Origin of the sequence: Streptomyces sp. NBC_00637 (genome assembly GCF_045161545.1) — a bacterium.
In the GTDB taxonomy this organism is placed as follows: domain Bacteria; phylum Actinomycetota; class Actinomycetes; order Streptomycetales; family Streptomycetaceae; genus Streptomyces.
In genome coordinates this window covers 5,269,155-5,288,609 of record NZ_CP109046.1, presented here as the reverse complement: position 1 = coordinate 5,288,609, position 19,455 = coordinate 5,269,155, and the positions used below count along the sequence as shown (strand labels likewise).

Annotated in this window: 18 protein-coding genes; 9 read left to right on the top strand and 9 right to left on the bottom strand. The window is 69.8% G+C overall.

Translation table 11 applies throughout. The features are described from left to right. Positions 1 to 81: 81 nt before the first annotated feature. The 3 genes from OG440_RS23205 to OG440_RS23195 are packed head-to-tail and all read right to left on the bottom strand — an operon-like array spanning position 82 to position 5,660. Positions 82 to 3,054 carry a Z1 domain-containing protein gene (locus tag OG440_RS23205; protein WP_406008707.1) on the bottom strand — a complete coding sequence of 991 codons (2,973 nt, stop codon included), beginning with the start codon at positions 3,052 to 3,054 and terminating at the stop codon, positions 82 to 84. A 48-nt stretch (positions 3,055 to 3,102) separates the two neighbouring features. Next, entirely contained in the window at positions 3,103 to 4,125 is a 1,023-nt protein-coding gene (locus tag OG440_RS23200) for a PD-(D/E)XK motif protein (RefSeq protein ID WP_406008706.1), read from the bottom strand. 5 nt (positions 4,126 to 4,130) lie between these two features. Beyond that, the gene (locus OG440_RS23195) at positions 4,131 to 5,660 is read right to left on the bottom strand and encodes an ATP-binding protein (protein WP_406008705.1); all 1,530 of its coding nucleotides are present in this window, start codon (positions 5,658 to 5,660) and stop codon (positions 4,131 to 4,133) included. 86 nt (positions 5,661 to 5,746) lie between these two features. On the opposite strand from OG440_RS23195, the gene OG440_RS23190 reads away from it, so the two are divergent. Further along, entirely contained in the window at positions 5,747 to 5,908 is a 162-nt protein-coding gene (locus OG440_RS23190; protein WP_406008704.1) for a hypothetical protein, read from the top strand. On the opposite strand, the gene OG440_RS23185 is transcribed toward OG440_RS23190, so the two are convergent. Further along, positions 5,902 to 6,831 carry a helix-turn-helix transcriptional regulator gene (locus tag OG440_RS23185; RefSeq protein ID WP_406008703.1) on the bottom strand — a complete coding sequence of 310 codons (930 nt, stop codon included), beginning with the start codon at positions 6,829 to 6,831 and terminating at the stop codon, positions 5,902 to 5,904. The two genes, OG440_RS23190 and OG440_RS23185, sit on opposite strands and share 7 nt — an antisense overlap. A 101-nt stretch (positions 6,832 to 6,932) precedes the next feature. Here OG440_RS23185 and OG440_RS23180 point away from each other — a divergent pair, with 101 nt between their 5' ends. The 5 genes from OG440_RS23180 (at position 6,933) to OG440_RS23160 (ending at position 10,813) form a co-directional block, all read left to right on the top strand. After that, complete coding sequence (locus OG440_RS23180) at positions 6,933 to 7,688, top strand: SDR family NAD(P)-dependent oxidoreductase (protein ID WP_406008702.1); 756 nt, start codon at positions 6,933 to 6,935, stop codon at positions 7,686 to 7,688. 241 nt (positions 7,689 to 7,929) lie between these two features. Next, a complete protein-coding gene (locus OG440_RS23175; protein WP_406008701.1) occupies positions 7,930 to 8,346 on the top strand; it encodes a polyketide cyclase in 417 nt (138 codons plus the stop codon). Next, positions 8,346 to 8,774: a MarR family winged helix-turn-helix transcriptional regulator gene (locus OG440_RS23170; protein WP_406008700.1), complete on the top strand. Its 429-nt coding sequence runs from the start codon at positions 8,346 to 8,348 to the stop codon at positions 8,772 to 8,774. The genes OG440_RS23175 and OG440_RS23170 overlap by 1 nt, the downstream gene beginning before the upstream one ends. A gap of 234 nt (positions 8,775 to 9,008) precedes the next feature. After that, on the top strand, positions 9,009 to 9,683 hold the full coding sequence (locus OG440_RS23165) for an RNA polymerase sigma factor (protein WP_406011432.1): 675 nt from the start codon (positions 9,009 to 9,011) through the stop codon (positions 9,681 to 9,683). After that, the gene (locus tag OG440_RS23160) at positions 9,680 to 10,813 is read left to right on the top strand and encodes a CU044_5270 family protein (protein WP_406008699.1); all 1,134 of its coding nucleotides are present in this window, start codon (positions 9,680 to 9,682) and stop codon (positions 10,811 to 10,813) included. The genes OG440_RS23165 and OG440_RS23160 overlap by 4 nt, the downstream gene beginning before the upstream one ends. A gap of 207 nt (positions 10,814 to 11,020) precedes the next feature. On the opposite strand, the gene OG440_RS23155 is transcribed toward OG440_RS23160, so the two are convergent. Continuing rightward, on the bottom strand, positions 11,021 to 11,467 hold the full coding sequence (locus OG440_RS23155) for an Hsp20/alpha crystallin family protein (protein ID WP_406008698.1): 447 nt from the start codon (positions 11,465 to 11,467) through the stop codon (positions 11,021 to 11,023). 162 nt (positions 11,468 to 11,629) lie between these two features. On the opposite strand from OG440_RS23155, the gene OG440_RS23150 reads away from it, so the two are divergent. Continuing rightward, positions 11,630 to 11,932 (top strand): hypothetical protein, encoded by a 303-nt coding sequence (locus OG440_RS23150; protein ID WP_406008697.1) that lies wholly within the window; start codon positions 11,630 to 11,632, stop codon positions 11,930 to 11,932. 148 nt (positions 11,933 to 12,080) lie between these two features. Here OG440_RS23150 and OG440_RS23145 read toward each other — a convergent pair whose 3' ends face one another. Next, positions 12,081 to 12,881 (bottom strand): hypothetical protein, encoded by an 801-nt coding sequence (locus OG440_RS23145; RefSeq protein WP_406008696.1) that lies wholly within the window; start codon positions 12,879 to 12,881, stop codon positions 12,081 to 12,083. Positions 12,882 to 12,944: 63 nt separating this feature from the next. Then, entirely contained in the window at positions 12,945 to 13,940 is a 996-nt protein-coding gene (locus OG440_RS23140) for a GlxA family transcriptional regulator (RefSeq protein WP_406008695.1), read from the bottom strand. Between the two features lie 215 nt (positions 13,941 to 14,155). Here OG440_RS23140 and OG440_RS23135 point away from each other — a divergent pair, with 215 nt between their 5' ends. Together OG440_RS23135 and OG440_RS23130 are read left to right on the top strand one after the other, a co-directional pair. Next, a complete protein-coding gene (locus OG440_RS23135) occupies positions 14,156 to 14,743 on the top strand; it encodes a hypothetical protein (RefSeq protein WP_406008694.1) in 588 nt (195 codons plus the stop codon). A gap of 61 nt (positions 14,744 to 14,804) precedes the next feature. Next, positions 14,805 to 16,382: an alginate lyase family protein gene (locus OG440_RS23130; RefSeq protein WP_406008693.1), complete on the top strand. Its 1,578-nt coding sequence runs from the start codon at positions 14,805 to 14,807 to the stop codon at positions 16,380 to 16,382. A 92-nt stretch (positions 16,383 to 16,474) separates the two neighbouring features. Here OG440_RS23130 and OG440_RS23125 read toward each other — a convergent pair whose 3' ends face one another. Together OG440_RS23125 and OG440_RS23120 are read right to left on the bottom strand one after the other, a co-directional pair. Continuing rightward, the gene (locus OG440_RS23125) at positions 16,475 to 18,007 is read right to left on the bottom strand and encodes an MFS transporter (protein WP_406008692.1); all 1,533 of its coding nucleotides are present in this window, start codon (positions 18,005 to 18,007) and stop codon (positions 16,475 to 16,477) included. A gap of 83 nt (positions 18,008 to 18,090) precedes the next feature. After that, entirely contained in the window at positions 18,091 to 19,413 is a 1,323-nt protein-coding gene (locus tag OG440_RS23120) for a DUF445 domain-containing protein (RefSeq protein ID WP_406008691.1), read from the bottom strand. Positions 19,414 to 19,455 lie beyond the last annotated feature (42 nt).

Sequence of the window (19,455 nt, the reverse complement as noted above, 5' to 3'; positions counted from 1 at the left end):
TGTCCGGCCCGGACGACCTGCAAGATCAACCCTCATCGAGGGTAGTGGTCGGCCGGGCGGGACGGCGGTGAATTTCCGGACCTACCAGGCGTCGATGATCGCCTTTCCTTCCTTGGCCGAGTCAACGGTCGTGAAGCGCAGGACACGGCCGTCCGATCGGCGGGCGGTGGCGGGAGCCACGAAGGAGAACGCCATGACGATCTTCTCGGGTGCGAGGCGGCCATCCGCGGTGATGTCGGGTCGGTGCTCGGCTTCGACCACGGGATAAACGATCACCGCGCCCCTGCGGGCGGCCACCAGATTCTCGGTGCCGGGGTCGCTCGAATCGGTGAGGGCACCGGCGATGCGCAGTGGCACGCCACGGTGTTTGGGTTCGCTGATGGCTCCGAAGAGCGGTCCACGCCGGCGCTCTCGGCCGAACCAGGCGAAGGTGCGCTCCCCATTGCCCAACACCAGGCGTTGTCCGCGCTTCGTATGTTGGGGGGCGATGACCAACCAGTCGTCGATCTCGGATGAGTCGGCCGTGATCTGTGCCAAATAGGCGAGGTTGGGCGCGAATTGGGAGGGAGCCTCCCAGCGCGCTTGACGAACGAGGTCGAGGAAGTCCGTCGGGGCCAGCCGCCCCACCAGGGCTTCGAAGCTGTGGGTGACGGTTGCCCGCCCGCCCTCGGCGGGGAAGTGGTAGGCAAGTGGCGTGGAGGACTCGGGCAGTGCGGTGAGGACGGGAGTCCACAGGTTGGTGTTGAACCGAAGGTCGGCGACCTTGGTCGGATAGGCGGTCGGCTCCTGCCACTGGCCGGGCGAGTGGATTTCGACGAGCTTCGCGTTGTACATCTTGTTGGGGCTCGTCGGCTTGAGCCACGGCAGATGTTGGGAGACCAGCGGCGGTACCTGAGCCGGCGTCACCTGGGGCTTTCCGTCGACCATCGTGGCGTACTGCTTCAGTTCGGCCCGGAAGTTCTCCTCGTCCAGACAGATCGCCTCGAACGCCGCGTACAGGTCGATCTCCTTGGCCCCCAGCTTCTCGGCCCGGCCGAGGAAGAGACGTACAAGATCTCGATAGCCCTCACGGAATCCGAACCAACGGCCCATCTGCATCAACGTGGAGGCGTTACCCGCGCGGCGGCGGAAGTAGGAGACGGTCAGCCCTTCGACCGTGAATCCGCGGGCCAACTTCTGACCGCCGATGAGGATCTTCCAGATGGAACGCTTGTCGAAGTCCGCCTGGCCGGTCTCGATGTCCTTGTCACTGTTGACGACGATGATGGGATTGTCATCCCCGCCGATCCGGGTGACGGCCGGACCGACGTAGGGGGCCAGCGCCTCGTACGAGGGTGGAACGGCGTGACCGTCGGCGCGCACCGCCGACACGCAGGCAAGGTCGGTCTCGAACAGTTCACGCAGACGTTCATGGCCACTCGGCCCCATGTATCCCGCGTTCCACCACATTCGGGACACCTTGCCCAGGAGCTCGCGTTGCTCGTGGGTGCGAACGGACTCGTGGACGAGCATGGTGTGATGCTGGAAGTACCTGTCGCCGAGCCCCCCTTCGGCTTCCCGATACAGCTTCATGGCCCCCGTGAGCACGAACGTGTCCATGGCCCGCTGCAGGCAGATGTCATCCGCCTCCTCGCCGTCCAACGTGATGCTGCGCACGTGAGCCAATTCGTTGGAGTTGGCGACGGTGGCGCCCTCGTCCGGGATGACCGAGTCGAGATCGTGGAAGTCGCGGGCCCCCATGTATCCCTGCGGGCGAGGCAGCGAGACGATGAAGTCCTTCGGGAAGATGTCCTCTGCGTCGCTCGGGTCGACGAAGACGTTGGCGAACGGAGTGGCGGTGTAGCCGACGTATTGGGCGCGGGGAAGCATCCGAAGCAACTCCGAGATCTTCCCGTTGATCGCGGGGCGCTCGGCGTCGGGCTTGGCGAGGTTGGCGGTGTTGACGGAAGCCTCGTCCGATTCGTCGTCGATGATCAGTACGGGGATTTCGGCGAGCGGCGTCTTGAGCTTCTTGAGGTCGTTCACCAGCTTGGTGAGGACGCTCTTGTTCTTCTTGACGATCATGAGTCGAGCCGCCGAGCGATGCAGGTTCCTCGGATCGAAAAGCGGGAGCGCGGGCTCCTGCTTTTCCTGTTCGAGTGCCGTGATCCCTTGGAGCAAGCTCTTGTAGTCGTCGTCGAAGGTGGTGAGACGCACGATGTCGAACGCGCCGAGCGACGACGGCAAGGCTCCGAAGGTCACGAACTTGCCCTGGGCCCATGCCGGGTCGGAAGCGTAGTCGGATTCGTACTCGCTCGCTCCCCTGAGGATGTTCTCGCGACCGACTAGTTCCATGTCGAGGCGACGCTGGGTCTGCGCGCGGAGCATGTTGAGGGTGCCGCCGAGGACGATGACCAGTCGGTAGCCCGCGTCGACGGCCTTGGCGATCACGCCGGTGAAATTGGCGGTCTTCCCCGACTGTACGTAGCCGACGACCAGCCCCTTCGCCTGGTACGTCACCGTTTGGGTCGGATCCGCGAGGCGCTCGACGACCGCATCTGTCGCCACATCGAGGCCGGCTACGGCCTCCGGAGTCCACCCCTTGCCCTCCAGATGGGAGCGGTACGACGGCCAATACCAGGGACGGCCATGCTGTGACTCCGGGGTGTACCACGGCGTGAACTCATCCGTGATGACGACCGGAGCCTCGACCTTGGACACCGGAATGAGGTTGTCCAGCAGCTTGCGGGATTCCTCGGAGAGGCCGAGGAGGTCGTAGACATGCCCACGTCGCGCCTCGGTCCGCTCGGCACTATCCGACCAGGAAGGAGTCGGCGCGAAGTCCCAGTCCGTGAGTTTCTTGCGCCACATCTCGACCAACCGGTCCGTCGGAAGCGCCCTCTCCAGTGCCTCCCTCAAGGCACCTTCGGTGGCCGACATCGCCGCTTCCGGCGCCAGTTCCTCCGCTTGATAAGCCAGCGCTCTCGTCAGGTTCTTGGGACGGCTGGTCTGCATGTCCGAGAGGGCGGCGTTGTGCAACTGCAGGAGTAGCTCGTCAGTGGAACTGCTGGTCATGGTCTTCCTCAGGGTGCCGAACTGTGGACGAAGGACGTGCGGGCCGGGTCAGGGAAGCTCGAGGTCGGACAGATCCATGATCGGGGATTCCTCGGCCGGCGACAGCCCGGTGACGTCGACGACGTAAGTGACGTCATCGATACGTCCGACCGAGCCGTCTGGCAGGTCTTCCGACCTGAGGCGTGGCATGTCGGAGGCTCGCAGCAACAAGGGGCTGTCGCGGGGCGTCCAGCGTTCGTCCTCGGGCTGTTCCGGATCCCAGCCCGCAGCCGCGAGGAGCCGATCCACGCGCCGCCCCTGAGCGATGTTCTCGGCAGCGGCGGCGTCGCGCGTGGCCTTGATCGACTCCCCCAGACTGCGGCCTCCTGCACCGCCTCGGGTGAGACGCAGCGAAGCGAACCACAAGGGACGCCCAGGAGTTTCCGACAGCTGACCGAGGCCGTGGACGGTGTGTCGTCTGAGTTCGGAGGCGGTCGTCTTGACCTCGAGGTCGGCATTGCCGAGCGCGAAGTCATGTTGCTCACCCACCGGCCCGACCCATGAATCGAGTGCGGCACGCCATCCGAGGAGTTGCGCCAGCCTCCCGAGCACGGCAAGTTCACCGTGGAGGCCGATACGTTTCTGCGGCGACATGCCCCGGGGCCTGCCGAGCAGGGCACTCCAGCCGTGCACCGTCTCGTCGAATGCGTGATCCAAGTCCTGACCATCGACGACGATGCGGTCCGCCACTGCCAGCAACAGGTCGTGGAAGTCGCGGAGGAACTCCGGCTCCGGAGTGGTGAGGCGTGCCAGACGCCGCCCGGCATGAGCGATCTGATCGATGCGTACGGCGGGCAACGGCGAGCGGGGGAGGCGGTGACGGCCGCTCAGCTCTACATGCAAGGCGATACCCCGCCCACCGCCCGCGATCTCATACGAGACGAGCGGACCGTGGGCTGCGGAGAGCCGATAGCTCGCGCCGAGGTTGCGGCCGAGGTAGTGCTCGACCGTGGTCCACGGCAGGTCGACCGGCTGATGCGGCGAGGCCGCGGTGCCACCGGTCGAGGGATCCGCGCCGTTGCCTTCAGACACATTCATCAGTCGGCCACCCGATCGAGTTCGGCACGGGCGGCGGCGACGAGGACGGATTGCCACAACTCGATGTTGTCCTTGAGGCGGCTTCCCACGCGTTCACTCTGAAATGCGTCCTTCATGAGGAGGTACATGAGCGACTTGACCATCGGAGCATCGTTCAGCGAGCCGTCGCGGCCGCCGAGCAAGGCCGCCCGGTAGTGCTGGTTGAGCAGGAGTACGTGGGCGTCCTGGTCGATTTCGAAGAATTTGTCGTTGGACAGCTTCTGCCAGCGAAAATTCAGTGGATCCGCATGCGCGAGTACCGGCAGTTCCTCCTCGATCACCTGGCGAACCTGGGGATCGATACCATGCCCTGGTGGAACAACGGCCTTACGTGCCACGCCGGCGCGCTTGCGTGCCTCCCTGTAGACACGTTCCGCATCGTCCACATACCGGGCGAAGGTTCGACCTTGGTCGTCCTTGGCATCTTCGAGGGAGCCGATGAACTCCGGGGATGCCTGCACCCCTTCCTTCTTCACCGTCAGCCGGAAAACCGTGGCCTCGGGATCGTTGGGCAGGTCGATGGCCACACGAGCCAGGGCCAGGTGTTGTTCGGGCTGTCGGAAGTTGTTCCAGCCTCCGGCCTGAACGAGGCGGTCGTTGCGATAGAAGTAGAACCCCTCGCGATCCAGGACCGTTCCGAACGCCTTGTACTCGTCGAGCGAGGAGCGAGGAGGCCACACATGGGCGTCGAGCCGCACCGGGCCGAGATCGGCGACATCGGCGGTAAAGGTGCTCGGATAGGTGGAATCTCCGGAGACCGGGTAAGCGAAGGGATCGAGCGACTCCACCCCGTAGTTCGCGTATTCGACGCCAGTACGGACATCCTGGACCGAGATCGTGATGTGGAAGTCGTCCCTGGCGAGAAATCGGTGCAAGTACAGCCCGAGGTGCAGACCCAGCTTGTTGACGCTCCGATGCAGATAGCGATCCGTCTGACCGCCACCGCCATGCCTGGGGAAATCCTTGACGCCGTCCCACCGAACGATCGTGCCCTGGAAGAAGATCGGGCAGCCCTGGTAGAAATCGACGAAGTCCTGCGCGTAGTCCGCGTCGATGATGTCGCACTCGAATCCGTGTTTCGCGCGCTCCATAAGCCAACGCCTACCGACCGGGCGGGTCCGCTTGGTCCGACTCACCACGGTGAGGGAGTTGGCATGGCTCAGCGACGCGGACTTCAGACCGGTGCCGAACATGCCGAGGGACTTCTCGTCGTAACCGCGGCGGCCTCCGACCGTCATGGCTACATCGAGATCTTCCTCACCCATGCCCTTGCCGTCGTCGACGACGACCAGGCTGACCAGTTGCTCTCCATCGCGCAAAAAATGGATGAGCACATTCTCGGCTCCGGCGTCGATGGAATTGTCCACCAGGTCGGCGATGGCGACTTCGAAGCCGTACCCCTGACTGCTGAGCGCCTCCATGTAGCGCCCATCGGGAGGCAACAGCTTGCTGCCGGCCGTGGGAACCTCGAACTGCCACTCGCTGACCATGACCTGCCTTTTCGGTGCACACCCGCTCGCGTACGGATCCAGAGCCTCCCCATCATGCGATGGGGACATGACCGTAGTCGACAGCGGTGACAGCGCCGCGGGCAACCGAACAGAGTCGGGTCGAGGAGCTGCTGCGCTCCCATGAGACGTTCGTCGAGGACCTCTTCGACGCGCTGCTGGACGCGTTGGGATTCCCTCAGGCCGTCGTCCCGTCGTCCCGTCGTCAGCGGAGTCGTGACGGTCAGTGATTCGAGCGTGCGCGACCCGTCCGGAAGGTGGGGGTCTCCCGGTCCGGGGGCGGGGCCGACCGGCCCTCCTCCGCGAGCGGCTGTGGACCCAACACCGCCAGGAGTTCCAGGCGTTGTGCGTCCTGCGTGTCCGGTTCGGCTGTGTAGATCATGATGCGGAGGTCGCTGCCGGCGACGGTGAGGACGTCGCAGTCCAGGGTGAGGGTGCCTACCTGGGGGTGGTCGATCGTCTTGCGGGAGGCCTCGTGGTGGCCCACGGCACCGGAGTTCCAGAGTTCGGCGAAGCGGGTGCTGTGGGTGCGGAGGTCCGCGACGAGGTCCCGTAGGCGCCGGTCCGCCGGGTAGCGGTTCGCCGCTGTGCGCAGGTCGGCGGCCACCGCGGCCTCCAGGGCCCGGCGGGACTCCGGGGTGTGGCGGACGCGGTCGCCGGTTCCGAGGAACGCGCGCCAGGCGCCGTTGCGCTCGCGGCCGTGGCGTTCGCCCATGAGCGCCGTGTAGAGCGGGTTGGTGAGGAGGAGCGTCCAGGACGCGTCCGAGACGGCTACCGGAGTGCCCGTCAGGCGGTCCAGCATCCGGTGGACGCTCGGTGCGATGTACGCCGGGACCGTGCCCCGGCCGGGCGGTACCAGGCCGGCCGAGTGGAACAGGTGCTCGCGCTCGGCCGGGGAGACGCGCAGCGCCCGCCCGAGGGCCTCGACGACCTGCTCCGACGGGTGCTCGGCCCGGCCCTGTTCCAGGCGGGTGACGTAGTCGACCGAGATGCCCGCCAGCATCGCCAACTCCTCCCGGCGCAGCCCGGGGGCGCGCCGGTGGCCGCCCGACGGCAGTCCCGCCGCCTCCGGAGAGACCCGGTCGCGCCACCGTCGTACCGTGCGTCCGAAGTCGGTGCCCCCGTCGCCCGCCGTGCTCGCCATGCTCGCCATGTCCCCACTGTGCACCGCTCGGCCCCCGTCTTCCTGGTACCGGTGATCCCAGGAAGACGGGGCTCCTGGCTGCCGACCGCCACCCGCCGCAGCCTGGAGGCATGACAACCGACTCCGGAACGACCACGAGTACGAGTACGACCACCAGCACGACCACGACGCTCATCACCGGGGCCAACAAAGGGCTCGGGTTCGAGACCGCTCGGCGGCTCGTCGGCGCCGGGCACATCGTCTACGTCGGGAGCCGTGACGCCGAGCGGGGACGGCGGGCCGCCGAGCGGCTGGGCGCGCGGTGGGTCCGGCTCGACGTCACCGACGACGTCTCCGTCGAGGCCGCGGTCAAGGCGGTCGAAGCCGACGGCGGGCTGGACGTGCTGATCAACAACGCGGGTATCGAGAGCCGGGGCGCCGGCAACAGCGTGATCGGGGCAGCCGAGGTGACCGCCGACCACGTGCGCGAGGTGTTCGAGACGAACGTCCTCGGCACCGTGCGGGTCACCCACGCGTTCCTGCCGCTGCTGCGCCGCTCCTCCGCGCCCGTGATCGTCAACGTCAGCAGCGGTCTGGCCTCGCTGAGCCGCGTCGCGGACGCGGAGACCCCGGCGTACGCCTATCCGGGCGTCGCCTACCCGGCCTCGAAGACGGCGGTCAACATGATCACCTTGCAGTTCGCGAAGGCGTTCCCGGACATGCGGATCAACGCGGTGGAGCCCGGTTTCACCAGGACCGACCTGAACGGGAACATCGGCGTCCAGACCGTCGAGGAGGGCGCCGAGATCATCGTCCGGATGGCCCGGGTGGGCACCGATGGGCCGACCGGCCAGTTCCTCGACGCTGCCGGACCGCTTCCCTGGTAGGAGGAAGGGGCCCAAGCGGCCAGGGTGGCCTAGGAGACCCAAGCGGCCCAAGCGGCCCGGGTGGTCCGGGTGGCCCAAGCGGCCCGGGTGGCCCGGGTGGCCCAAGCGGCCCCCCAAGCCCGGTAGACCCGGTAGGCCAGGTGGACCCGGCAAATCTTGCGTCAGGCCCCGCGCGCCCCCTCGACAGATAGTCTGCGCGCAGATAGTCTATGGACACATCATCTGGTCGAGGAGGCCCCGCATGTGGGAGTACGAGCACAGCATCGAGACCAGTGCCACGCCTGAGGCGATCTGGCGGCTCTGGGCCGACGTCGAGAACTGGGGGGCCTGGAACGCCGAGATCGAGAAGATCGAGATCAGTGGCCCGTTCGCGGCAGGGAGTCGGATCACGATGACGCCGCCCGGGGACGACCCGATCCTGCTGCGGATCGCCGAGGCCGTCGAAGGCGAACTGTTCGTCGACGAGGCCGTCTTCGGCGACCTGCTGCTGCGGACCACGCACCGGGTCGACCGGATCGATCACCACCGGAACCGGGTGGTGTACCGGATGGAGATCACCGGCAAGGGTGCCGAGGAAGTCGGGCCCCAGATCGGTCCCGGCATCACCGCCGACTGGCCCGACACCATGGCCTCGCTGGTCGAGCTGGCTCGGCGCTGATGTCCCTCAGCCCCGGCGAGAGTCCAGGATTCCTCCTGTGGCACGCCACACTTCGCTGGCAGCGCGACATCGCGGCGACCCTGGCCCCCCTCGGTCTCACCCACGTGCAGTTCGTGCTGCTCGCCTGCGCCTGGTGGCTCAACGGCCAGGGTGAGCGGCCCAACCAGCTGACCCTCGCCCGCCAGGCCGGCACGGACGTCAAGATGACCTCCCAGGTGCTGCGCGCTCTGGAGGGCAAGGGACTCGTCGAGCGGGAAGTGGACCCGGCCGACACGCGCGCCAAGCGGCTTCGCGTCACCGAGGCCGGCGCCGAACTGGCCCCGCGCGCGATGGCCGCGGTCGAGCGCGCGGACGCACGGTTCTTCGAGCCGGTGCCCCTCGACGACGCCTTGGCACTGCTCGGCCGGCTGGCCCATCCGCAGCAGTGAAGGGCCCGCCGATCGGGGGCCGTACCGCCTCGCCTCGTGCCGATGAGCGCGGCGGCCGGTCCCGTGCGGTGCGGTGCCGGTGTGAGCCATGCCACGGGAACTCTCCGTGTGGCCCGGAGAGGTAGAGGTGTGAGGTCCAACAGAGAGAGCGCAGAGGCCGACGGCGATGGCGATGGCGATGGCGACGGCCGTGAACACGACCGCGGCCGCGGCGACGACCGGGACCACGATCGGTTGCGCGGGCGGGTGCGGGGCGGGGAGCGGGCGGCGTTCGCCGAGCTCTACGAGTTGTACGCGACGGCCGTGTACAACCATGCCCTCCGGCTGACCGGGGACTGGTCCGTCGCCGAGGAGGTCATGTCGGAGACGTTTCTCGCCGCTTGGCGGGGGCGGGGTGAAGTGGCCGTCGAGGGTGGGTCGTTGCGACCCTGGTTGTTCGGGATCGCGACGAACAAGGCACGTAACGCCGACCGGAGCCTGCGACGGCGGCTCGCCTTTCTCGCCCGGCGGGCGGAGGCGGGGGCCGGGTCGGGCACGGGGGCCGACGAAGCCGTCGGCGATTTCGCCGAGGAGGTGGTGGGGCGGATCGACGATTCCCGCCGGCTCGCCGAGGTGCGACGGGTGCTCGGGCGGTTGCGGCGGCACGAGCGGGAGGTCATCGCCCTGTGCGTGTGGGGCGGGCTCGACTACACGCAGGCCGCCGAGGCGCTCGGGGTTCCGGTGGGCACCGTCCGGTCACGCTTGTCCCGGGCGCGGGCCCGCCTTCGGGAGATCGTCGAGCGGGAGACGCGGCAGTCGGGGCGCGAGGAACGGCGTACGGAACGGCGTACGGAACCCCGCTCCCGTCGCGGAGAGGTAGAGAGTGAGGCCGCGTTCGCGGTCCTGCCCATTCAGGAGGAAGCCCGATGAACGCCACTCCCGCCGGGTCCAAGCAGGAGGAGCGCGCGGAACTCGCGGAACTGGAACGGCTGTTGCCGACCGGCCCCGGCGAGCAGGTGCTGTCCCCCGGGCGTCGCTCCCATCACAAGGACGTTCTGATGCAGCTCATCGACCGCGATCACCACGACCACCGTGATCACCGCGCTCAGGAGAGAAACAGCGGCGTTCCGCCGGTCCGGCTCCGGCCCCGCCTGCGGCCGGCGCGGCCCGCTCTCGTCGCCGCATCCGTCGCCGTCGCCGTCGCGTTGGCCGCCGGGCTCACCGTCGGGATCGGTGCGGGGCGGGACGACGGGGGTACGGCGGCCCGGCCCGGGGCGAGCGGTACGGCGGGTGGGAGCCGGGGCGCCGTCGTGACCCTCGACCGCATCGCCGCCGTCGCCCTGCGGACGGACGTCGAGCCCGTGGACGACGGCCAGTTCGTCTACGTACGCAGCAAGGGTGCCGGGAACGAGGGGGCCTTCGACGGGCCCGTCGAACCGGGGAAGATGCACGAGCGGCAGGTGTGGTTCTCGCAGCGGCAGGGGCCCGTGACCGATGTCGGGTTGATCCGCGAGTACGGGCAGGACTGGCCGATCGAGGTCGGCGTGCCGGACGGTACGGATCCGAAGGACGCCGCGGTACCGGCCGGGTTCGACCGGCCCACCTACGCCTGGCTCGCCTCCCTGCCCACCGATCCCGGGGCCCTGTTGAAGCTGCTCTACGCCGACACCACCGTCGAACAGGGGGAGGACGAGGACCAGGAGGTCTTCGGGCGGATCGGTGATCTCGTCGGCGAGCAGATCATGCCGTCCGCGACCGCTGCCGCGTTCTACAAGGCCACCGCCCGGATCCCCGGGGTGACCGAGGTGGCCGACGCGGTGGACGCCGTCGGGCGGCACGGCATCGCCATCGCCCGGGAGGACACCCGGCACGGCACCCGCACCGAGTGGATCTTCGATCCGGACACCCTCGACTACCTCGGCGTACGCACCGTCTTCAGCCGGGACACCGGGCGGGCCGAGGCGGGGACGGTCTACGACACGAGTGCGGTGCTGGAGCGGGCCGTCGTGGACCGGCGCGGGCAGGAACCGGACGAGCGGCGCCGGGCCGGCCGGAGTTAGCCGGTAACGCCGGACCCCGGGGGCACGCCCTCACGCGTCGGTGACCTCACGGGTCGGGCTCGGGGGCGGGCCTGGAGGGTCGGGCTCGGGAGAGCGGCGGGTTGCGGCCGCTGCACCGGCGCTCTCCCGAGCCCGTTCGGACACTCGTCACGTCACGTCAGGTCGCCCACGTCGTCGTCAGGGCCGTCGTCGTCATCGCCGTCGTCGTCATCCGCTCAGCTGCTTCCGGTCGCCCCGGGCACCGCCCGTGATCCGGATGCGGCGGGGCTTGGCCTGCTCGGCCACCGGGATGCGCAGGGTCAGGACGCCGGCCTCGTAGGACGCGTCGATGCGTTCCGTGTCGAGGGTCTCGCCCAGGAAGAGCTGGCGGGTGAACGTGCCGGTCGAGCGCTCGGCGACGATCAGTTCGGCTCCCTCGGGGGCGGGGGAACGGCGCTCGGCGCGCACGTTGAGGACGTTGCGTTCGACGTCCAGTTCGATCGTCTCCGGGTCGATGCCGGGGAGGTCGAAGTGGACGAGGAATTCGTCACCCGAGCGGTAGGCGTCCATCGCCATCGCCGCGGGGTGGTGGTCGGTGCCTGTGCCCGTACCGGGGCCGAGAAGCTGCTGGGCGAGTCGGTCGAATTCACGGAACGGGTCGGTTCGCATGAGCATCACTGGTCACTCCTTCCAGGGACATTGGATGCGATGCCTCACGCCTTCTTATATAGCTCACACGAGGAAAGTTGACAAGCCTCGACTCAGGTTCGCGGGATCGGTGAGGCGTCGGGTTAGCCTCGGGGCGATCGATGCCGACCGATGAGAAGGCAGGCGGACATGGCGAAGGTTCCCGGTGCGGTGATCGCCGCGGGCGGGCTGGTCGGCGGGTACGGCGTGGCGCGGTGGACCAGGAAAAGGCCGCTGGGCGGGGCCGTCCTCGCCGTCGCGGGAGCCGCCGCGGCGCGGCAGTGGCGAGAGCAGGCGGGCGGGAAGGCGGCAGGAGCGCTGACCGTCGCGTACGTCGCCGCGTTCGCGGGGTCGCATCCGCTGGCGAAGAAGGTGGGCGCCTGGCCGTCGGTGTTCGGCATGGCCGGCGCGGTCGCACTCCTGTCGTGGGCGGTCGCCGACCGGCGCGACTGAGGCAGGAACGCCGGTCGGCGCGGCTCAGCAACGAAGGCCACCGACCGGCGGGACTGAGCAACCGTCGCCGACGAGCCGGGTTCACCCGGGGGCGGAACGAGCCCGGTTCACGCGGGCCCGGGCGAACAGGTTCGCGGGGCCGGGGAGCCTAGCGGCCCAGTGCCGACCGCAGCGTCACCCCGTGCCGTCGGCGCAGGCGCCGTACCTCCCACACGGACAGCAGCGTGACCGAGAGCGGGCCACCCACCAGGAAGCCGTAGAGGACGAGGGGTGGGGCGGCCACCTCGGGGTCGTCCAAGAGGCCCAGGCCGAAGAGCGACCAGACCAGCAGCGGGGAGATCAGCGCCGGCAGCAGGTCGTGGACGTCGCCGAGGCGGAAGCAGGAGTTGAAGGCGTACACCAGCGCCAGCACGGTCACGGGGATCGCGAGGAGCAGCGCGGCGGCGCAGGCCAGTGTGCCGAGGAAGAACACCACCATCAGCAGGATGCTGAAGAGAATGCCGTGGTAGTCGAAGTCGGCCAGCGTGATGATCTCGCCCTTCAGCAGACGGACCAGGAACCAGCACACCGCGGCACCGAGCGCGATCGCGGACACGGTCAGCAGCGGGCCCGGCAGCCGACGCGCGTACACCCGGCCGAGCGGTGAGCGGGCCGTGGCGATGAACGCCGTCACGGCGACGAAGGCCGTGCCGAAGGTGATCCCGCAGCCGATCAGCAGGTCCTCCAGCTTGTCCATGACGAACTTTTCACCGCCCTCCCGCAGCGGGTACGCCATCAGCAGCCAGACCGTCGCGACCAGCCCCACCGCCGTCCGGGCCCAGGCCAGGACGCGCACCGTGGGGTCGTCCACCCGGTCGGCGCGGGACGGTTCGGCCAGTGCCGAGGCGACGGCGAACGGGTTGGGCAGGACGCGCAGCGCGCCGGAGCGGCCCGGGCCGCCGGTGCTCACGTGTAGGTCTCCCCCGAGTACGGTCCACGGTTCACGCGTTTGCGCGTGCCACGGCGCGTCACCTTATACGATCTTCGCTTTCCGTGGCTCGGCTCCCGGCCCCGGCCCCTCCCCCGACCGGAAGGCCCGCCGATAGCCCTGGGGGCTGGTGCCGACCACCTTGCGAAAGCATTCACGGAAGGCCGTCGGGGAACCGAAACCCGCCTGGGTGGCGATGCGTTCCACCGGGTACGCCGTCGACTCCAGCAGGTACTGCGCGCGCCGCACCCGCGCCCGGTGCAGCCAGCGCAGCGGCGTCGTGCCGGTCTGTTCGCGGAAGCGGCGGTTGAGGGTGCGGGTGCTCATGCCGGCCCGTCCGGCGATCTGCTCCAGGGTCACCTCACGGCCGCAGTTGTCCTCCAGCCAGGCCAGCACCGGCTCCAGGGTCGCCCCGGCGGGCGCGGGCGGCAGATCGTGGACGATGAACTGAGCCTGACCGCCCTCCCGTTCGAGCGGCATGACCGACATCCGGGCCGCCTGGGCGGCGACCGCCGAGCCGTAGTCGGCGCGGATCATGTGCAGGCACATGTCGAGGGCCGCGGCGGCGCCCGCGGAGGTGAGGAACTGGCCGTTGTCGACGTAGAGGACGTTCGGGTCGACGGTCACCTTCGGGTAGCGCTCGGCCAGTTCGCGCGCCGCGATCCAGTGGGTCGTCGCCCGCAGTCCGTCCAGCAGGCCCGTCGCGGCGAACAGGAACGCGCCGACGCAGACCGAGGCGATCCGGGTGCCGCCCGCCGCCGCGTCCCGCAGGGCCTCCGCGACGTCGATCGGCAACTCCTCCTGCGGGTTCGCCACCCCGGGCAGGATGATCGTGTCCGCCTCGGCGAGCGCCTCCAGCCCGTGCGGCGCCCGTACGGTGAACGCCCCCGCGCCCACCTCTCCGGACGCGGACGGCGAGCAGACCCTGACCCGGTAGGCCGGGCGTCCGTCGGGCAGCCGCGGCCAGCCGAAGGCGTCGATCGGGGCGGACAGATCGAACGGGACGACCCCGTCCAGGGCCAGTACGGCGACGGTGTGCATGGCAAGAGCGTAGGCATACGACGGATTACGGCCACCACGGCCCCCTGGCCATCGGCGGTCGCTGAACCGGGCCCTCTCTGGACGACGGGGTGGAGTGCGGGCGGGTAACAGGTGGGGCGCGGGCGGGGACCGGAGGGAGTGTGGTGGCGGGAATCCGTCGGCCTCTGGCATTTCCGCCGCTTCTGCGAGCCGCCGGCGCCGCCTAGCGTCGGGGCGTGACCAAGTTTCTCCTCGCCGTGCACGTCCTCGCCGCGATCGTCGCGATCGGGCCCGTCACCGTCGCCGCCAGCATGTTCCCGCCCGCCGCGCGACGCGCCCTGGCCGCGCCCGACGACGCCCGGGCGAGCGAGACCGTACGGCTGCTGCACCGCATCTGCCGGGTGTACGCGGCGGTCGGTCTCGCCGTCCCCCTCTTCGGGTTCGCCACGGCGGGCGCGATGGGCGTGATGGGCGACCCGTGGCTGATCGCGTCGATCGTGTTGACCGTGCTGGCGGCCGGGGTACTGCTGGTCCTCGTACTGCCCCGACAGGAGGTGCTCGTCGAGGGCGAGAGCGCCGGCGGGGTCGAGGGCGAGAGCGGGGGGATCGGCACGGACATCCGCCATGGCACGGCCACGGGGACGGACCCCGCCCCAGGCACCGCCACGGGCGCCTCCACGGAGACGGTCGCGGCCACCGGCACGGCCGCGGACCTGCGAAAGGCGACGGTTCAACTCGCCATGTTCACGGGGGTTTTCAACCTGCTGTGGGCGACCGTGACGATCCTGATGATCGTCCGGCCGGGTTCGACGACGGGAGCGTAGTCCGACGGGGGCGGGGGCCGGGTTTTCGTTATCGGGCCGGCCTCTCGTCCGTCTCCCCGTCATGCATCTGCAACCGCACCCCACCCGACCGGGACAGATCGGCCCCCACGACACCGTCCCCCACCGGCTCGCCCCCCGGCAGATCAGCCGTCGCGGCCTGCTCAAGGCCGCGGGCACGGCGGCCGGGGCCGTCGGTGTGGCCGCGGCCCTCCCCGCGGTCCCGGCCGCCGCCGTCGGCTACGCGCACCCGGGTCTGCTGCACACCGGCGCCGACCTGGCCCGCATGGCCGCCAAGGTCAAGGCCGGCGCCGCGCCCTACACGGCCGGGTACGCGAAGCTCACCGCCAACCGGCACGCGCAGAGCGGCTGGACGGCCAACCCGCAGGCGATCGTGTACCGGGGCTCGGGGTCGCCCCAGAACTACGCGACCCTGTACAACGACCTGCACGCCGCCTACCAGAACGGCCTGCGGTTCCACGTCAGCGGTGAGAGCGCGTACGCCGACACCGCCGTGGCGATCCTCAACGCCTGGTCGGCGAAGCTCACCTCGATCGAGGGCTCCGCCGACCGGTTCCTCGCGGCCGGGCTGTACGGCTACCAGGCCGCGAACGCCGCCGAACTCGTCCGCGACCACGCCGGGTTCGAGCTCGAACGCTTCCGGAAGATGCTGTCCACCGTCTTCTCACCGCTCAGCGAGAGTTTCCTCGTCGAGCACAACGGCGCCGTGATCACCAACTACTGGCCCAACTGGGATCTGGCCGCCATGGCCTGCGTCCTCGCCACCGGCATCTTCTGCGACGACAGCGCCAAGGTGGGACAGGCCGTCGACTACTTCAAGAACGGCTCCGGGCTCGGTGCCGTCAGGAAGGCCATCCCGGTGGTGCGGGACGACGGTCTCGCCGAATGGCTGGAGGCGGGCCGCGACCAGGGACACGCGCTGCTCGGCGTCGGTCTGATGGGCACCTTCTGCGAGATGGCCTGGAACCAGGGCATCGACCTCTACGGCTACGACGACAGCCGTTTCCTCAAGGGCGCCCAGTACGTGGCCAAATGGAGCCTCGGCGGGGAGGTCGCCTACACGGCGAACACCCGGGCGAAGGGCGCGATCAACGGCTGGTCGGGCAGCGAGACCGCGTCCGACGCGGCCGGCGTCGACCCGGCGATGACCCGGCCCATCTGGGCGATGATCGCCCACCACTACACCAAGCGCCGGGGGCTGTCGGCCCCGTATCTCACCCGGATCGCCGCCAAGGCGGCGCCCGAGGGCGGCGGCGGGGACTACGGGCCCAACAGCGGCGGCTACGACCAACTCGGCTTCGGCACGCTGGCGTTCACCCGGGACAGGTCGACGTCGGCCGTGAGCGGATCGGCGGCGGGCGGTTCCTCGGCCACCGCGTCCCCGTCCGCGCCCGCCGGCTCGTCCCCTTCCGCGTCCGGCGCCGGGGCCCCGGACGGATCGGCGGCGCCCGCAGGCTCGGCGGCGCCGGCCGGGGCACAGGCCGCCGCGAAGGGCGGCGACCTCGCCTCCACCGGTTCCACCGACCTCGTCGCGTGGACCGCGGCCACCGGCCTCACCGCCCTGGCGGGCGGTCTGCTGTTGCTGCGTCGGCGGGGGCGCGCCGGAGGCGGGGCCGAGTAGGAGAAGCGGCGAGGAACAGCCGCGGGCGGCGCGGTCACCTGGCCGAGGTGACCGCGCCGCCCGTGTGCCTCGGGTGAGCGCGCCGGGGTGCGTCAGGTGGCGGCCCCGCGCGGCCCGCCCGGCGTCGTCGCGCCGGGTGTCGTCGCTTCGCGCGCCGTCGACGCCGCCGCCGTCAGCGGCCGGGCGATGTCCTCCAGGGAACGTCGCTCGGCGTTGACCGCCAGGAACACCGCCACCAGGCCCGCCGCGCACATCAGGGCCGCGCCGATACAGAAGGCGAGGACCGTGTCGCCGACCTTGCCCGTGTCGGTGAGCTCGGCGAACAGCAGCGGGCCGCTGATGCCGCCGGCCGCGGTACCGAGGGCGTAGAAGAAGGCGATGGACATCGCGCGGGTCTCCATCGGGAAGACCTCGGACACCGTCAGGTAGGCGCTCGACGCGCCCGCCGACGCGAAGAACAGCACCGCGCACCAGCAGGCCGTCATCGTCGTCGCGTTCAGCGAGCCCTGGTCGAACAGCCAGGCCGTGCCGAACAGCAGCACACCGGAGAGCAGATACGTCGAGGAGATCATCACCCGTCGGCCCACCGTGTCGAACAGCTTGCCCAGCAGCAGCGGACCGCAGAAGTTGCCGATGGCGATGACGGCGAAGTAGTAGCCGGTGTTGCCGCTCGGCACGTCGAAGAACTTGGTCAGGATCGCGCCGAAGCCGAAGGTGATCGCGTTGTAGAGGAAGGCCTGCCCGATGAAGAGGGAGAAACCGAGGACCGCGCGGCGCCGGTAGGACGAGAACACCGTGCGGGCGATCTCGACGAAGGAGACGCTGCGGCGCTGGTGGATGGTCAGTTCGCCCTCGGCCCGGGGCAGCCGCTCCCCCTTCTCCTCCTCGATCTGCCGTTCGATCGAGGTGACGATCTCCTCGGCCTCCCGGTCCCGGCCGTGGATCAGCAGCCAGCGCGGGCTCTCCGGGACGTGCCGCCGTACGAGCAGGATCACCAGGGCGAGGACGGCGCCCAGTGCGAACGTCAGCCGCCAGCCGACGTCCGCCGCGAAGATGTCCGTGTTCAACGCGACGATCGACAGCAGCGAACCGGCGACCGCGCCCAGCCAGAAGCTGCCGTTGATGATCAGGTCGACGCGGCCCCGGAACTGCGCGGGGATCAGCTCGTCGATCGCGGAGTTGATGGCCGCGTACTCACCGCCGATGCCGAAGCCGGTGAGGAACCGGAACAGCAGGAACCACCAGGTGTCGAAGGAGACCGCGGTCAGGGCGGTGGCCGCCAGATACACCGCGAGGGTGATCATGAACAGCTTCTTGCGGCCCCACTTGTCGGTCAACCGGCCCCAGAACAGGGCGCCGACGCAGGCGCCCGCCACATACAGGGCGGCCGCGATACCGGTGACCTGCCCGGAGGTGATGGGCAGGCCGCTTCCCGGCTCGGACAGCCGGCTCGCGATGTTCCCGACGACCGTGACCTCCAGGCCGTCCAGGATCCACACGGTGCCGAGCCCGAAGACGATGGTCCAGTGCCAGCGCGACCAGGGCAGCCGGTCGAGACGGGCGGGAATGTCGGTGGTGATCATACGGTCTCTCTCGGCCGGCACGGCGGCTTCGGCGCTGGTCATGGGCTCCCTCCTCGGCACGCTCCCCAGCGGGCGGCACGCGGATCGGGTTCCCGCGACCGGCCGATTCAAGCGACCGGCCGATCTCAGGCCCCGAGCGCCCGCGCCACCGTGTAGATCAGCAGCCCGGCCAGCGAGCCGACCACCGTGCCGTTGATCCGGATGAACTGGAGGTCACGGCCGATGTTGGCCTCGATCTTGCGGGTCGTGTGCTCCGCGTCCCAGCCCGCCACCGTGTCCGTGATCAGCGAGGTGATCTCCTTGCGGTACGTCGTCACCACGTGCACCGCAGCGCCCTCGACCCAGCTGTCCACCTTGTCCTGGACCTTGCGCTCGGTGGCCATCCGGGCCCCCAGCGACAGCAGCGAGGCCCGCACCCGCAGCCGCAGCTCACTGCGTTCGTCCTCCGCCGCCGCGACGATCATGGAGCGCACTGCGGTCCAGGCGGACGCGATCAGATCCTGCACCTCGCCCCGGCCCAGCACCTCGCCCTTGAGCCGCTCCACCCGCGCCCGGGTGTCGGTGTCGGACTGGAGGTCGCGGGCGAAGTCGGTGAGGAAACGGTCGAGGGCGCCCCGCGCCGGGTGCGACGGCATGTCCCGCATCTCCGCGCAGAACCGCAGCAGCTCCTTGTAGACGCGCTCGCCGATCCGCTTGTCGACGAACCGGGGCGTCCAGCCGGGCGCGCCGCCCTCCACCGCGCCCATCACCGAGTCGCCGTGCAGCACCAGCCAGTCGTACGCCCGGGTCACCACCAGGTCCACGGCCCGCCGGTGACCGCCGTCCACGACGACCTTCTCCAGCATCTTCCCGATGCCCGGCGCGATCTCCTGCGCGTCCGCGCGACGCGTGATCGCCTCCCCCACCACCGCCTGCACGTCCGAGTCGCGCAGCACCGTGAGCGCGCCCCGCAGTGCCGTCGCCAGTTCGGCCGTCACCCGGTCGGCGTGCTCCGGATCGGCCAGCCAGGCACCCAGCCGGGTGCCGATACCGACCGCGCGCAGCCGCTGCCGTACGACATCCTCGGAGAGGAAGTTCTCCCCTACGAACTCACCCAGCGAGACACCCAGTTGGTCCTTCTTGTTCGGGATGATCGCGGTGTGCGGGATCGGTAGGCCGAGCGGGTGACGGAAGAGCGCCGTGACCGCGAACCAGTCGGCGAGCGCGCCGACCATGCCCGCCTCCGCGGCGGCCGCCACATAGCCGGCCCAGGGACCCGCGCCCCGGTGGGAGGCCCACTCGGCGAGGACGTACACCACGGCCACGAACACCAGCAGCCCCGCCGCGGTGAGCTTCATGCGGCGCACTCCGCGCTGCTTCTCCTCGTCGGCGGCACTGAAGACGGTCATCGTGCGCGCCGCCCCGGTGCCGGCCGGCTGCTCCGCTTCCGTACGATCCATCCGCTCCATCCGTTCCGGTCCACATCCCGTGCCGGTCCTGCCCCGCACGCA

Bases quoted from the DNA above. Each gene is read 5' to 3' on its own strand.
- OG440_RS23205 (WP_406008707.1), bottom strand. From the start codon at position 3,054: ATGACCAGCAGTTCCACTGACGAGCTACTCCTGCAGTTGCACAACGCC.
- OG440_RS23195 (WP_406008705.1), bottom strand. From the start codon at position 5,660: ATGGTCAGCGAGTGGCAGTTCGAGGTTCCCACGGCCGGCAGCAAGCTG.
- OG440_RS23185 (WP_406008703.1), bottom strand. From the start codon at position 6,831: ATGGCGAGCATGGCGAGCACGGCGGGCGACGGGGGCACCGACTTCGGA.
- OG440_RS23180 (WP_406008702.1), top strand. From the start codon at position 6,933: ATGACAACCGACTCCGGAACGACCACGAGTACGAGTACGACCACCAGC.
- OG440_RS23175 (WP_406008701.1), top strand. From the start codon at position 7,930: ATGTGGGAGTACGAGCACAGCATCGAGACCAGTGCCACGCCTGAGGCG.
- OG440_RS23170 (WP_406008700.1), top strand. From the start codon at position 8,346: ATGTCCCTCAGCCCCGGCGAGAGTCCAGGATTCCTCCTGTGGCACGCC.
- OG440_RS23160 (WP_406008699.1), top strand. From the start codon at position 9,680: ATGAACGCCACTCCCGCCGGGTCCAAGCAGGAGGAGCGCGCGGAACTC.
- OG440_RS23155 (WP_406008698.1), bottom strand. From the start codon at position 11,467: ATGCTCATGCGAACCGACCCGTTCCGTGAATTCGACCGACTCGCCCAG.
- OG440_RS23150 (WP_406008697.1), top strand. From the start codon at position 11,630: ATGGCGAAGGTTCCCGGTGCGGTGATCGCCGCGGGCGGGCTGGTCGGC.
- OG440_RS23140 (WP_406008695.1), bottom strand. From the start codon at position 13,940: ATGCACACCGTCGCCGTACTGGCCCTGGACGGGGTCGTCCCGTTCGAT.
- OG440_RS23130 (WP_406008693.1), top strand. From the start codon at position 14,805: ATGCATCTGCAACCGCACCCCACCCGACCGGGACAGATCGGCCCCCAC.
- OG440_RS23125 (WP_406008692.1), bottom strand. From the start codon at position 18,007: ATGACCAGCGCCGAAGCCGCCGTGCCGGCCGAGAGAGACCGTATGATC.
- OG440_RS23120 (WP_406008691.1), bottom strand. From the start codon at position 19,413: ATGGAGCGGATGGATCGTACGGAAGCGGAGCAGCCGGCCGGCACCGGG.